General features: G+C 42.5%; 14 protein-coding genes and 1 tRNA gene. 3 read left to right on the forward strand and 12 right to left on the reverse strand.

Translation table 11 applies throughout. The annotated features are described in order from the left end of the window. Positions 1–244: 244 nt before the first annotated feature. Together PG766_RS06890 and PG766_RS06895 are read right to left on the reverse strand one after the other, a co-directional pair. Positions 245–1,798: a hypothetical protein gene (locus PG766_RS06890; RefSeq protein ID WP_270590667.1), complete on the reverse strand. Its 1,554-nt coding sequence runs from the start codon at positions 1,796–1,798 to the stop codon at positions 245–247. A 268-nt stretch (positions 1,799–2,066) separates the two neighbouring features. Further along, positions 2,067–2,318 (reverse strand): hypothetical protein, encoded by a 252-nt coding sequence (locus tag PG766_RS06895; protein WP_270590668.1) that lies wholly within the window; start codon positions 2,316–2,318, stop codon positions 2,067–2,069. Between the two features lie 52 nt (positions 2,319–2,370). Here PG766_RS06895 and PG766_RS06900 point away from each other — a divergent pair, with 52 nt between their 5' ends. Beyond that, positions 2,371–2,871 (forward strand): DNA-deoxyinosine glycosylase, encoded by a 501-nt coding sequence (locus PG766_RS06900; RefSeq protein ID WP_270203695.1) that lies wholly within the window; start codon positions 2,371–2,373, stop codon positions 2,869–2,871. A gap of 160 nt (positions 2,872–3,031) precedes the next feature. Next, positions 3,032–3,105: transfer RNA gene (locus tag PG766_RS06905), tRNA-Arg, on the forward strand. 200 nt (positions 3,106–3,305) lie between these two features. Here the strand turns inward: PG766_RS06905 and PG766_RS06910 are convergent. The 5 genes from PG766_RS06910 to PG766_RS06930 form a co-directional block, all read right to left on the reverse strand. Further along, positions 3,306–3,596, reverse strand: coding sequence for a DUF2325 domain-containing protein (locus tag PG766_RS06910; protein WP_008369822.1), 291 nt, complete (start codon positions 3,594–3,596; stop codon positions 3,306–3,308). Positions 3,597–3,793: 197 nt separating this feature from the next. Continuing rightward, positions 3,794–4,225: a flavodoxin gene (locus tag PG766_RS06915; RefSeq protein ID WP_008369820.1), complete on the reverse strand. Its 432-nt coding sequence runs from the start codon at positions 4,223–4,225 to the stop codon at positions 3,794–3,796. Positions 4,226–4,278: 53 nt separating this feature from the next. Next, a complete protein-coding gene (locus PG766_RS06920; RefSeq protein ID WP_117557216.1) occupies positions 4,279–4,878 on the reverse strand; it encodes a DUF3793 family protein in 600 nt (199 codons plus the stop codon). Positions 4,879–5,129: 251 nt separating this feature from the next. Further along, positions 5,130–6,161: a 3-deoxy-7-phosphoheptulonate synthase gene (locus PG766_RS06925; protein WP_118199686.1), complete on the reverse strand. Its 1,032-nt coding sequence runs from the start codon at positions 6,159–6,161 to the stop codon at positions 5,130–5,132. Positions 6,162–6,187: 26 nt separating this feature from the next. Continuing rightward, a complete protein-coding gene (locus PG766_RS06930; RefSeq protein ID WP_055247609.1) occupies positions 6,188–7,213 on the reverse strand; it encodes an alpha-hydroxy-acid oxidizing protein in 1,026 nt (341 codons plus the stop codon). 179 nt (positions 7,214–7,392) lie between these two features. Between PG766_RS06930 and PG766_RS06935 the strand changes: the two genes are divergently transcribed. Then, positions 7,393–8,487: a DUF4352 domain-containing protein gene (locus PG766_RS06935; protein ID WP_270590669.1), complete on the forward strand. Its 1,095-nt coding sequence runs from the start codon at positions 7,393–7,395 to the stop codon at positions 8,485–8,487. A gap of 115 nt (positions 8,488–8,602) precedes the next feature. Here the strand turns inward: PG766_RS06935 and PG766_RS06940 are convergent, their stop codons facing one another. The 5 genes from PG766_RS06940 to PG766_RS06960 form a co-directional block, all read right to left on the reverse strand. Continuing rightward, positions 8,603–11,176, reverse strand: a complete 2,574-nt coding sequence (locus tag PG766_RS06940; RefSeq protein WP_270590671.1) for a YfhO family protein — start codon at positions 11,174–11,176, stop codon at positions 8,603–8,605. After that, positions 11,163–12,119: a glycosyltransferase family 2 protein gene (locus tag PG766_RS06945; protein ID WP_118218556.1), complete on the reverse strand. Its 957-nt coding sequence runs from the start codon at positions 12,117–12,119 to the stop codon at positions 11,163–11,165. The genes PG766_RS06940 and PG766_RS06945 overlap by 14 nt, the downstream gene beginning before the upstream one ends. Positions 12,120–12,277: 158 nt before the next feature. Then, a complete protein-coding gene (locus PG766_RS06950; RefSeq protein WP_055247602.1) occupies positions 12,278–12,451 on the reverse strand; it encodes a hypothetical protein in 174 nt (57 codons plus the stop codon). Positions 12,452–12,478: 27 nt separating this feature from the next. Beyond that, positions 12,479–13,825 carry an FtsW/RodA/SpoVE family cell cycle protein gene (locus PG766_RS06955; protein ID WP_270590673.1) on the reverse strand — a complete coding sequence of 449 codons (1,347 nt, stop codon included), beginning with the start codon at positions 13,823–13,825 and terminating at the stop codon, positions 12,479–12,481. Beyond that, positions 13,812–14,153 carry a PadR family transcriptional regulator gene (locus PG766_RS06960; RefSeq protein ID WP_008373042.1) on the reverse strand — a complete coding sequence of 114 codons (342 nt, stop codon included), beginning with the start codon at positions 14,151–14,153 and terminating at the stop codon, positions 13,812–13,814. Before PG766_RS06960 ends, PG766_RS06955 begins: the two co-directional genes overlap by 14 nt. Positions 14,154–14,698: the final 545 nt, after the last annotated feature.

A 14,698-nucleotide genomic window follows, 5' to 3' on the forward strand; every position in this document is an offset into this window, starting at 1 on the left:
TCACAATTTGTTCATTTATCTTTCAAAAAACCTTCATTTGTTAAACACTCTTTCTTCACAAGTGTTTTATATACTAGAATCATCAAATGAAGAACATAAAAGATAAAAGATTTCAAACAAATCATTTAATAAGACGTGCAGAAGTTAATAATAGAATAACTTTTTCATAATACATGCCGGGGGCTTTTAAGTCACCCGGCATCCTCCCTTTTATGGGACTTTTTCAAAAATTTCTTTCAGCGTTTTATTCTCCAACCCGGATATTTTCTCCATCGATCACAATTTTATATTTTCCCTGAAGCTGTTTAAACGTTTCTGATTCTGCAAGCTCAGGAACTGCCTGGATGGCCTTTTTTACTGCTTCTGCACATAATTCTCTTTCCATTTCCGGATTCTCACAATAACGCTCCAGATAGTTCATCCACAATCTTTCTGAATCCGGTAATACTTCAACCGCCTCTCTGCTGATCTCCCACACTTTCTCATATTCCTGCGCTTCTTCATAAATCAACTGCAACTTTTCATAAATCTCTTCTAATTCTTCTTCATTCGATTCTAATTTTCTGATCTGTTCATATTGTTCAGCTGCTTTTAAATTCTCACCAAGTTTAAAATAGCTTTCTGCAAGATATTTTCTGACCTCACACTCCTTTTCTCCATTTGTATCCCACCGGTACCACGCCTGTCTTCTAATCATCTCCTCACCAATTCTCTTTGTCAGCCTGTTCCATTTTTCACTCTCTTCCAGAACACTTACCTTCAATAGCGGGTATTGGTACAAATACACTTTCATCTGTATTTTTTCTGCACGTTTCTCCAATTCATCTAATATTTTTTTTACTGCATCTTCTGCGTTTAATCCCTCCTCCTGCTGCTGTATACTCCCTTCTTCCAGACTCGCTATGACCACCCGGTATGCATCGGAAAACTCTGTCTCCTGCATTTCCTTATCGAGACTATCCAGGCTGTTCACATAATCTTCCCACGCCACATAATAAATAAGTCCCATTTCCAGATAAGGACTGTCCCCCTTTTGTTCCACAACCTCTTTTGTCTCCTTTTTCTCCGTTGCTCCTTCCTGAACTCCCGCCTCTGACTGATCCTGATCCGCTGCAATCGCTTTTGTTTCCGGCTTTTTCACTGTCCCTCCGATGATTGCTGCACTCATGATACAAACCGCCAGAATCGCAAGCAAAATCTTTTTTGCCGAAACCTTATCCCTCGGTCTTTCCATTTCCCTTTCCAGAAAACCAATTTCTTTTTGCATATTTTTTAATACTTTTATGGCATTTTTCCCACTGCTATAACACTTTCCAAGCATTCTTTTCCAGACTCGCTCTTCTTTCCGTGTAAATGCCTTTGGATCCAGACATTTTTCTGCTGTAAATTCCATTATCTTTGCCAGACCATACAGATCATCCAACCGTTCTGTCTTCTGCGAAAGAACCCTTTCTTTCCTTACAAAAAGCATACGAAGCTTTTTCTTCTTCATCTGCTTTAAAAGTTCCTCGTTTTCCGGTTCATTGATATCCAGAAGACAAAGCATTCCGTCTCCGGTTATGATCACTGCATATGGGTTCACATATCCATACGCCGCATCCTCATTTCCACAACGATAATACTGTTCCAGCTGTTTTGAAAGCTGTCTGATCCATTCAAATACTGTTTCTTTTTCCACCCGGATCCCCTGTTTGATATACTCCATCAAAGAACAGCCTTTTGCATAGTCATTTACCATATAACTCCAGCCATTCTGATCCACAAAACGGAGTACCGCATAGTCTCTTCTTTCTTCCATCCTGTTCCTCCCTGTGTCTGTTCATTCATATTAACTTGTCCTGAAAATACCACATCGAATCATGTGTCTGATATCATATACTTTTCTTGTGATCTGTTTCAAAGCAGAGAATGTCACCCGGCGTATCTGCAGAGTATTTCATTATACCGGATGCAATTTCCTATAAAATAAAATTAGAATCGAATTAGAGTGACTTCACTATACACTGACATCTGCCACTTTACAAGCAGAACTTTTTTCAATAATTCACAAACTTTTTGTTCCAAAATCAGTCACTGATCTTTTTATTTTCTATAATCCTCTGACAGTCACAAGGATTCCCTGTCTTGTGCATTCTGCCAGACTGGTTACTGTTCACAGTACCTGTGACCAGCAACGCATCTCTCCATTTTAAATCGCCTTTGGCGATGGGCGAGATGCCATTCAAGATAAAACGTGCATCCTCCGTGCCAATCAGCGTAGTGATTGACACGGGAGTGAACAGTAACCCAAACTGTACTTTTTCCCACTTGCTTTTCACTCCCGTATCGCTTATCCTTTTATTGAATATATTTATGAAAGAAGGCATACCTATGGCTGAATCTTCACATGTACTTCACGAAATCCATCCTGTATTTAACACCGACTCCCGCATTCTGATCCTTGGGAGCTTCCCTTCTGTAAAATCACGGGAAAGTCAGTTTTTCTATGGGCATCCAAGAAACCGTTTCTGGAATCTTATTGCCACACTTACAGATGAACCACTTCCTGTCGGCATAGAAGAAAAAAAATCACTGCTCCTTGCACACCACATTGCCGTCTGGGATGTGATCGCCTCCTGTGATATCGAAGGCTCCAGTGACAGCAGTATCCGCAATGTCGTTCCCAATGACCTTACAGAGATTCTTCAGACGGCATCCATCCGGCAGATTTTCACCAACGGTGGCACTGCAGACCGCTTATATAAAAAATACTGTTTTCCACAAACTCAGCAAAAAGCAATCTGCCTGCCGTCCACAAGTCCGGCAAATGCAGCCTGGTCAAAGGAACGCCTGCTTACCAAATGGAATCAGATCTGTCCTTATCTTGAATAAAAGCCAGCAAACTTGCCTTAATCGCCCCGTTCAAAAATGAGTTTCAAAAATGAGATCAAAAGTTTTTTAACTTTTTTCATTTTAGTGCTTGACATATTGTCTTTCCTGATGTATACTCAATTTTGTTGTTGAGCAACACAGTTCAACACACGATATAAATGTGCGTTTAGCTCAGCTGGATAGAGCGTTTGGCTACGGACCAAAAGGTCGGGGGTTCGAATCCTCTAACGCACGCTGTAAGAGGTCTTTCGTGAGAAAGACCTCTTTTTTGTATGTGCCAAGCTGGGCACATATAAAAAGTGCCCAGATAATTTTCATACCAGGACACATTCATTTCATTTCTTTTCGCTTTTCCACTCTGCATTCTATCCAAGTGCCACATCCAGCGTCGTTCCAATAAAAGGGATCATGATCCCGGTAAATAAATTCATGCTTTAAACTGCTGCTCCTGCTTCCTGTGTTAAAATTTCTGTCAGAGCCGCACCACTGCTTGTATGGCTGCGAACCACCTTCGCATTGCTTCTTTTTGCCTCATCAAGCGCGGTTTTTACCATCTTGTGCGATACTGTATTTGTAAAAAGTACAAACAGGTCAGGCTGTCCAAGCTGCTTATTCAGATCGGCAGACATATGCGTAAATACTTTAGCTTTACATTTAAACTGTTTGCATATTTTTTTATACTGACAGACCATTCTGTCATGACCTCCTACAATTACAACGCTCATTCTTATCCATCTCCTTAATTCATTCTAATAACGATTGTGTTTTTTTGTATGCCGCCCCGCAGAAACGGAGCGGCTCTTTTTTGATGATTATTTAGCTTTTAATTTTTGGTTTTTATTTGTTTTTGATTCGATTATAATTTTATTTGATTATTTAGCTTTTTCGGTTTTCTGTTTTATTTAAAAGGTATTCGTATCTCTTATAAACCAGCCACCTCCCTGCCGAGTGACTCACACTCATCTATTGCATCTGCTCCCGGTGTTCCGTGGCAGATAAGTCCTTCTCCGCCGACGATCTGTGCGCCAGCCTGTTCCATTCTTTCAGCCCATGTACGCATCCATTCGCCGTCTCCCCAGTCATAGGATCCAAACAGGGCAACCTTTTTTCCTGATGCAAATCCTTCCAGTTCAGATACAAACGGTTCTACCGTTCCGTCTTCCAGTTCTTCAGCTCCCATTGCAGGGCATCCAAGTACCCAGACAGCCTGATCTTTTAAATCAGCAGGCGAAATAGTTTCCATCGGTACTACATCAGCACTTTTCCCTGCTGCTGTAATTCCTGCTCCAATTGCCTGTGCCATTGCTTCTGTATTTCCTGTTCCGCTCCAGTATGCTACACAAATATCACTCATTTTTAAATTCTTCCTTTCTTTTTTCTTTCTATCATCTACCAGGTTTTATTCCTTTATGCAGGCTGTATGTCAAATGGCTGTCTCACGCTTCTTGCTGCATGCCACAGATCCTTTCCTGCCTGCATTTCCCTGATAAATTCCTCTTTTACAACGTTGTAGATAGAAAACATTTTCTTGCGTTCTTCTACGTTCTCATACACTTTCCAGTATCCCTGATAAAGGAAATCTTTTCCGTTGTGCTCAATAAACCCTTTCACATCTGCAAGTGGATATCCGAGGAAAATTCCAAGTTCATGTGGAAATTCTGCACTTCCATGCTGATATCCTTCAAATCTCAGATTCATGATCTGAAGCATCTGCGGAAACTCAAATCCCCGATAGCCAAGTGTATCAAGAAATTCGCTGTATTCTTTTTTTCCAAGGATTTCAAGAATCTCTTCTTCTCTGTAGATCAGCCATACTTTTCGGACTCCGCTGTCGCAAAGCATGCTGTATGAAATTCCCATCTCTTTCAGACTTTCCGCAACTTCCTTTTCACTTACATTTTTCAAGGTCAGAATATTGGATGGCTTTACACCGGTCAATACCGGAGCACACTGCCATGCAATTTCCATCTGAGCAGATGTCTGTGCATCTTTCTGCATCCAGTTCATGTTGTTTTCCTCTTGTATGAGTTTGTTTAAATTTATTTTAGTTAGCTTTTTCTAACTATTTATAGTCTACTATATTAGTGGGATTTTGTCTATAGGAATTTTTGAGAAGTTTTCTCATTAACCCGTAATTTATGTTTTTACAACATACATTCTATCTGCCCTGGAAATATATCTTACTGTAATTTTGTAATCATTTCTGCAAAAAAAAGTGTATCAAAGTTTTTCAACCTTGATACACTGTATTTTTATAATTAACAGTCTTCCGCAATCTTATCAATCAGTCTCACTGTATCTTCCCATCCAATACACGGATCCGTAATCGATTTACCGTATACCATATTTCCGCCGATATCCTGTCTTCCTTCTACCAAGTAGCTTTCTACCATTACACCTTTGATCAGTTTTTTCAGCTTTGAATCATAATTTCTTGTGTGCAGTACCTCGCTTACGATTCTGAGCTGTTCTTTATACTGCTTGTTAGAATTGGAATGATTGGCATCAATGATCGCTGCAGGATTCTTCAAATTCTTCTGCTCATACATATCCAGAAGTCTCTTGCAATCCTCATAATGGTAGTTTGGAATCGTTGTGCCATATTTATCCACGCCGCCCCGCAGGATCACATGTGCCAGATCATTCCCACCTGTCGTCACATCTTGCCCACGATAAATGAAGCGGTGCGGTCCCTGTGCTGCAACAACAGAATTGAGCATTACCGATAAATCTCCACTTGTCGGATTCTTCATCCCAATCGGGATATCCATTCCGCTCGCAGTCAAACGGTGCTGCTGGTTCTCAACCGAACGCGCACCAATCGCTTCATAAGAAAGAATATCATCCAGATAACTTCTGTTCTCCGGATAAAGCATCTCATCTGCTGCTGTCAGATAAGTCTCCTGCATGGCTCTGATATGCATTTTACGGATTGCAATGATTCCGGCAAGCAGATCCGGTGCCTGCTCCGGATCCGGCTGATGCAACATTCCCTTGTATCCCTCTCCGGTTGTACGTGGCTTGTTCGTGTAGATTCTTGGAATAATCATCAACTTATCCGATACTCTGTCATTTAACTTTGCAAGCCTGTTCACGTACTCACATACCGAATCTTCATTGTCCGCCGAACATGGTCCGATGATCACCACGAATTTGTCTGATTTCCCTGTAAAAATATCACGGATCTCCTCATCCCGCTTCGCCTTGATAGCTTTTAATTTATTCGATAACGGATATTCGTTTTTCAAGTCTGCCGGTAATGGCAGCTCTGCGTTCACTCTCATTCCCATTGTATTATCCTCCTGCATGTATTTTTCTAGTCCTGATAATATCTTACCATATCTCTTGTAATTTCTGAAACAGAATGTGCACCGCACATCTGCATGGCATCTTTGAGCTCTGCTCCCAGCTTATCAATGTAAAGCTTCACACCTTCTTCTCCACCGCCATAGACCGCTACAACGAACGGCCGGCAGATCAGTACACCGTCAGCACCAAGTGCAAGTGCCTTGAAAATGTCTGTACCAGAGCGAATCCCTCCGTCAACCAGAATCTTCATAGAACCGTTCACTTCTTTTACAATCTCTTCCAGCACTTCTGCAGTTGCCGGACACTGATCCAGCACTCTTCCTCCGTGATTAGATACGATGATCGCATCGGCACCTGCTTCTTTTGCTTTTCTCGCGCCTTTCGCTGTCATCACGCCTTTGACGATAAATGGTCTTCCAGCCATCTTCACAATCTCGGAAAGCTCCTGTACATTCTTGCTTCCTGCCGGCGGATTCATATTTTTCAGAAACGGAAGTCCTGCCGCATCAATATCCATCGCTACCGCAAATGCTCCTGACTTCTTCACCAGTTCCATCTTCTCCCGGACAGTATCCAGATTCCAAGGCTTTACTGTAGGTATCCCGCATCCATCATTTTCACGGATTGCCTCCGTTGCAGCCTCCATTACCTTTGCATTCACTCCATCTCCGGTAAATGCGGCGATTCCGGCATCTGCACAGGCTGATACCAGTACATTGTTATAAGAAACATCATCATACCTGTCACTGTAGTGCAGATTCACGGCTCCAACCGGTCCTGCAAAGAACGGCATCTTAAATTCCTTTCCAAATAAATTCACAGAAGTGTCTGCCTCTCCGCCATCACAGATCGTATCCATGTTCACGCGGATCTCCTGCCACTTTTTATAATTTCTGATCGCAGTATCACCAACACCTTTTGCGCCCGGTCCCGGTATCTGGTTTTTACATGCTCTTCCATCACAAACCGGACAGGCTTTGCAGTAAATCCCCATAGATAATTTTGCGTTTTCCATCATTTCCTGATATGTCATATCATTCCCTGCTTTCTTTTGTTTTCCTGTATCTGACAGCTTCGACTTTCTGCCACGTTACTTAGTCAGTATGATATCACTTTTCTGTCTGTTCGACAAGAATACCTCCTTGTTTTTGACAGGATTTTCCCCTATAATAAAAACAGAACACTTGAATCATAAAGGAGACTTAACTTAGAATGAAATGCCCTGTATGCGGTCACAAAGTCCGCCCCAGCAAAAAATATCCCGGCAAATATCTCTGTGATACCTGCCGTAAAAGATTTCCGGCATCCGCTGTGATTCCGGATGATACAGATACCCGAAGTGCCAGATCTTCTGCTCATAAGCATGGATCTGTTTCCGGAAAAAAGCGCCCGGCTGCCAGACAGCAGGCTTTTTTCGACGATCCCCTGAACGAACCGGAGATCTACCACAGCACAGCTGCTGCCATGCGCAGCATGCGTAAAAATGTTCCGGAAGCAGAAGAAGCAGAAGCTCAGAAGAAAGCCACTGAAAAAAAAGAGACTGAAAAAGTTTCTACAGACAAACCCTTTTCCGGAAATGAATCCTCCGTACAGGAGCATGCTCCAGTTCCAGAACCAGTTATCAGCTCCGGTCAGGCAGATGAACCTGCTGCCAAACCAACGCCAGTTTCCAAAAACGATACTGCAGGCACAAAGTCCGATGCATCTTCTGATGATGTAACTTCACCAGACCAGCTAACAAACCCCAAAAAGAAACACAAAAAAAGTCTGCCGTTTATCATCCTGATTCTCATCCTGATTATTATTGCGGTTATATTCCTTTTTTCCAAAATGCACACTTCTTCTGACAATTCTTCCGGCACTTCAACACCGAAGAAGACAGCTGATGCCACCAAAGAGATCTATAAGCAAAATGAGACCGCCGCATACAATGGCATTGAGATCACGATGGACAGCTACGTAGAATCCGAAGGAGATGACTGGTCTGTCCCGACAGAAGGCAATGAATTTATGTTTGTCCATATGACAATTGTCAATCAGACATCTGATGATCTGGTCATCAGCAGTATGGCAAGCTTTGAAAATTATTGTGACGATACCAAACTTGACTACAGTGCAGCTGCATTTACTGCTCTTGCAACCACAAGCGACCAGCCAAAGCTCGATGGAACGATCGCTCCCGGCGAAACCCTGGAAGGATATCTTTCTCTGGAAGTCCCACTGAACTGGTCTACCATCGAAATCCGATATACCGATAAGATCTGGTCTGATGATGCCGTTCATTTTCAGATCAAGCGCCATGAGTAAACTACTACCTGCAGATACATGGATGGCAAAAGCAAGCTTCTTCGGAATTCTCTGTCAAATAAAAAAGGATGCAGCTCTAAGACTGTATCCTTTTTTATTTCAGAATCTTAAAGATTCACTCCGCGCATTTTTTCTTTCTTACTGCCCCTGCGATCACAATCAGAACGCCAAGACCTGTCAGTATCTTTCCTGCTGTCACTCCAGGCGCATGATATAAAATTCTGATTTTATGTTTTCCTGCTTCCAGATGAAATCCCAGAAACGCTTTATTCACTTTTTCACATTTCACCTTTACGCCATCTATCGTCATTTCAAACCCTTTATCAAACGGAATGGACGTAATGAACATTCCATCCTTCTGACTTTTGATTCTCCCCTGGATCAGATTCCCTTTCGTCTGCTCTTTATCCACCCTGAATACACTCTGATAAAGGCCGGTATCTTCATTTAATACGCCGTTATATGCACTCATATCTTTAATCGTATACTCTCCTTTTCCAAGAGATAAACGGACCGTTTTCTGCCCCTTTTCCAGTCCTACTGCATAGGTAAATACGGTATTTCTGTTATAATACACATGCTGGATTGACGAAAGTTTATTGCGCTCTCCTTCCAGGGATATTTCGATATCCTCTTTCGGTTTTTTATTTTCGATTCGAAACTGTACAAACAGAACTCCATCTTTCTCTTCCTGTTCCGGGACAGTCACTTCGAACTCCTGTTCCTTTTTCATTTTCACCTGATATCCGTTTTCAGTCGGGACAACCAGTGAAATCCCGTTATTCTTTTCCGGAATCCGAAAATCACATTTCTCTATGTCTTCTGCCAGTTTTTCTTTCACCTGTCCTGCCGATACAGTTCCGTCCTTTGTCACAGCATATCTGGTAAATACCAGCTGATTATATGGGAAATCCAGTCTGTCATATTCCGCTTCCGACATCGTCTGATCCGTCTCATAGGCAATCGGTGCTGCATTTTCATTACAGTACACATCCCCTCCCCCGGTCATCCACTTTTTCTCATATCCCGGTATATTCTGACTGGAGATCAGATATTTCACTCCCATCAGCTGTCTGAATACCGGATTCTGCGAAACCGACTGCATCAGAAAATTTCGGTACGGCTGCTCTACCTGAAAATCATTTTTACGGAAATTCTGGTAATCAGCATTATAGGAAGACGAATACAGGGATGTAATATATTGCTCACTGTTCCACACACGATTCAGATTTTCCGCATTTTCCTCTTCATTTCCAACCTGCTCGACCCGGTAGAATCCACTATCTGATGTAATTGCCTTGTCCACAGCTTTCCCGATGGACCGGCTGGTATCTTCCTCATATGCTTTCCTGCTCTCCAGATTTCCACTCTTTTCCCAGGAATAGCTTCCGGTAACAATAAGGCTCAGGATCACCGGTCCCAGAACGGCTACTGTCAGATACTTCCGAATCCATGCACTATACGCTTGTGCCACGCAGATCAACAGTGTTATGACCGCATCCAGCAAAAGTAGTTTCCAAAGGACTTCGCTTTTCACATCATCCTTCTTCAGATAAATATATATGATAATTGCCAGACATGGAAGAAGTATCCAGATTCTCGCTATTTTCTGATTTTTCAGCTTCTCCAGATATTTTGCCGTAAGATAGCACAGAAGCGGCAAAAACGGGATCAGCGACTTCGGTCTGATATAAAGTGCACCATTGAGCAGATACGAAAAAAACGGAACTGTCAGCACCACCAGACAACCAAGCGACAGAATCTTCTCATAAGCCTTTTTATAAAAAAGTCCGGTCAGCAAAATAATCAGCATCAGACAGCTAAGTCCCGGTCCATATGCCCCATACAGAAATTTTTCCAAATTGATCTGCGGTGTCAGAAGCTGCCAGATATCTGTTTTTTCTCCCTTGCTTCCGCTTCTCCCGAGAAGAGCCATCGCAGTCGGCACAAGAAGAACTCCTGCAAGCATGATTGCCGTCAGAATCCTTCCTGCAAACCGCAGTCCGTCACCTAGAAATCCTTTTACCGTAATCATCTCTTCTGCCCGCTCTTTTGTCCTTGCATACCGGTAAATTCCATATAGACCAAGCGCCAGTATTCCACCGATGCTGAAATAAAAGCTTGTCATAATCATCAGAAAGGTTCCGCCGATCAGCAGACCGGATTTTTTCTGTTCAAAATATCGGTCGATTCCAAAAAATGTCAGACAAAGAAATGGCATATAATTTACAAACATAATCTGATGCGACGACTGATAGATCATAGGTCCTGCGAAAAGAAACATCAGCGCTGTCATCCCGCTTACCGCAGCTGTAAATTCCCGGCTTTTCAGCCACCGGTACAAAATTATAACCGCTGCTGCCAGACAGACAATACTTGCCACCATCATATAATCCGACATCTTCACATTCGGCAGAAGATAACCGATCAAAACGACCGGACTAAACAATCCATAATAAGAAAAATTGTAAATATTCTGACCACCGCCAATATTTAATGCAAACTCAGGAAAAAACTGCTCTGTACGATAAAACTGCTGCCGGAAATATTCCGGGAACACACTGTGCTGACTGCTCCAGTCCACCTTTGCCCCGAAAATATTTCCTGCGCCTGTAGAGTACAGACAGGCGGCAACCGTAAGCAGGATCAGTGCCATTTCCCATAGCAGACCTTTTCTACGTTCTTTCATGCTTCTGCTCCTTATCATCGCTGGAATCCTTTAAAATAAAAATCGGACGTTTCTTCGTCTCAAGATAAGTCTTTGACAGATACTCCCCTACAATTCCGGTACAGAGAAGCTGTACTCCGCTGACCATGAAAATAATACAGGCAAGTGACGGCCAGCCGGATACCGGATCTCCCCAGACCAGCGTCCTTATTACGATTACTGCGATCATAATAAAGGAAAGCACGCAGAACAGTACACCCACTACCGAAGCCAGTGAGAGCGGTGCCACTGAAAATCCAGTAATTCCCTCCACCGAATATTTAAACAGCTTCCACATGGACCACTTGGTTTTTCCGGCAGAGCGCTCAATATTATCGTACTGCAGCCATTTTGTACGGAATCCAACCCAGCCGAAGATTCCCTTTGAAAAACGGTTATACTCGCTCATTTCCAGAACTGCCTGCACCATCTTCCGCTTCATCAGCCGGTAATCTCTCGCTCCATCTACAATCTCTGTCTTTGAAATAGCATTGACAAATTTGTAAAAGCTTTCTGACAGGAAGGAACGGATACGTGGCTCTCCGGTTCTTGTGACCCTTTTTGTCGCTACATTGTCGTATCCATCCTCCTGCAGGATCTCATACATCTCAGGTAATAGCGTCGGTGGATCCTGAAGATCTACATCCATAAGTGCAACATAATCGCCTTCCGATGCTTTCAGTCCTGCATAAATCGCAGCTTCCTTTCCAAAGTTTCTGGAAAATGAAAGATATCTGCACCTGCTATCCTTTTCATTCAGGTCTTTCATGATACCAAGCGTCGCATCTGATGAACCATCATCTACAAAAATCAGTTCAAATACAACATCCTTCATCTCGTCCATTACACGGCACATTTCTTTATAATAAACAGGCAATGCCTCTTCTTCGTTATAACATGGTACTACTACCGAAATCTTATCCATATTCTTCACCTCGGAAGTAGAGTTTACTCTCTTTTTATTAAATATGCACATCCATTTTCCTTAATATTTTCTGAAAAATTTCTAAACAGAAAATTACACTTTGAAAAAAGTGTGCTCCGGCACTTTCCAGTCCCAGGGCACACACATTTTCCATACCTTTATTCAACAATTGTATACTGAAGTAATTCATAATGAAGGCGGCTTCCTTCCCGGATCTCTTCCGGAAGAAGTGCTCTTGCTACCATCTTTGCCTCTTCCTCTGGCAGATTGGTCCGCTTCAGCATCGCATAATCTCCATCGATTCTCTCTACAATATAATCACAAACCAGCATCTTGTTCCTCCTCTTTTTTCTTCTATCTTAGCTCGCCACCGCTCTTTTTTCAACTACAAGCTCAGGAGTTACATTCTGATGCCGGTAAATACTCAGCAAAATTCCCATCAATACTGCTGAAACCATCTGGCCACTTCGTCCATATCCGAAGAACAGACACCAGGCTCCCTGACCGAACCTGGATACCCCAATGTTCGCCAGCAGTGATAACAGAAACTGAATTGCCAGAACCATCACACAGCCAAATCCCATCATCATACCAAGCTGGTTCTTCTGCTTCAGCGCGCTTCTTAAAAACCAGCACAGCAAACCGGCAATTATTGCAATACAAAGAACCATCACAAGAATTCCACAATACCCCGCAATTCCAAGCATCATATAATCCGCGGAACTGATACGGTCCCCAGTCCAAAAGTCCTCTACTCCGGTGGCGCGTCCAACTGCCATACATTTCGACAGCAGTTCCCGTACTGCCCCAAGCGTTGTCCCTTTCATCATTTGTGACTTATTCACTGCAAACATCGCCAGGATACGGCTTTTCTGATATTCCGCACCAAAGAAGAAAAAATATGCCAGTATGCCAACCGGAACTCCAACAACACTGATACCTATTCCGGTCATCACCTTTGTAACCGCAACCTGATACCATCCCTTTTCCAGTGCCAGCATCAGCATAAAGACACAGGAAAGTCCAACCGTCCCTGCCATCGCAAGATCCGGACAGGTGATCAGGATCCCTGCGATAAGCAGCATCCAGACTATGGCTTTAAGAACAGCACCATATCCTTCTCCCCGGTACCGATACAACACTGCACCATACAATGGAAGAAACAGCCAGCTCATCAGCGAAAGACTTACACTGAAGCCGCCGACTCCAATCCATCTTACTGCACCGTTAATCTGAAGGGCAAAAAAATGTCTCATCAGAACCATAAACAACAGATAACTGCCTGCCAAAAGCCTTGCGTGCTTCCCGATCCAGCTGTAATCCATATAACACACCAGGATCATAACCGAAAATGCCATCGCAAGCCGGAATATCTGCCGGATTCCTGCGATATATCCATAACTTTCATTCTGTTTCAAAAAGAAAACTGCAAACATTCCACTTAAAATCTGCATCAGAGCGATTACAAAAATTACTTTCCATGGCATCTTCGGTCTGTGGATCTGATCCATCTCCACTCCGACTTCCACCGGATCACCCATCTCCTCCACAGCTGCCTTCTCAGCTTCTTCTTCCTTCATCCCTTCTGCCATAAAAGCCTGCTTTTGATCTTCAATATGATCTTCTACTTCCTTTGCAATAACCGGACACATTTTCTTGCAGCGGATCTGACCGGTCATCAATTCCAGATAATCACGCCGTTCCAAAACACACACCTCCGATCACCTGTAAAATAGCTTCCGAATACTCTTTCCACTCTTTCTTTTTTGCCTGATACTGCTTTTTCCCATCTCTGGTAATCCGATAATACTTCCTCATCTTTCCACCGGCCTCCTGCTCATATACGGTAAGCCATCCCTTTTCTTCCATAGAATGCAGTAGCGGATATAAGGTTCCCGCTTTTAGTTCAAATACATTGTTTGACTTTCCTTTCAACGTATCGATCATCTCATATCCATACATATCCTTCTCTTCCAGAAGGCTTAAGATCAAAAGAGTCGTACTCCCTGATATCAGACTTTTATCAACTGCCATTTCTTTCTCCCTCCTTATATCGATTATCTATATACTTTGTACCTTCATATTATATCGATAATCTATATACGTCAACTGTTTTGCTGAAATTTATCTCTTCTTCAGAAGTTTTTAAGATATTTCAGGATTTCTTTATCTGCCCGTCACATTCTTTCCATAATTTCCCGTTATACTAAATGCATAAAGTTAAGGGACGCCGGTAATCCTATATGATATAAACTCTGTAAGATTATCAGGATGTCCGCCTAAAAAATCAGGCATATGTCTTTGACCTATACCTTTTATATATATCTTCTCTCTACTCTGCCGATACAGTTTTGTATCGGCTCTTTTTTTCATCTTATGAATTTTCAGCTTTCCGACACAGATATTCCTCATTTTCTCCTTAAGCTAAAAATTTAGCCGAAAAATTTTATTTTTTTCAAAAAAACACTTGTCAAAATCATATAGTTATGCTATTATAATTTTCGGTCACTGTTATAAAACAGTTCACCAAAATAGTTTTGGCTCCGTGGTCAAGCGGTTAAGACATCGCCCTTTCACGG

The sequence above is a fragment of the Coprococcus sp. LG101-27 genome (assembly GCF_027695515.1).
In the GTDB taxonomy this organism is placed as follows: Bacteria; Bacillota; Clostridia; order Lachnospirales; family Lachnospiraceae; genus Allocoprococcus; species Allocoprococcus comes.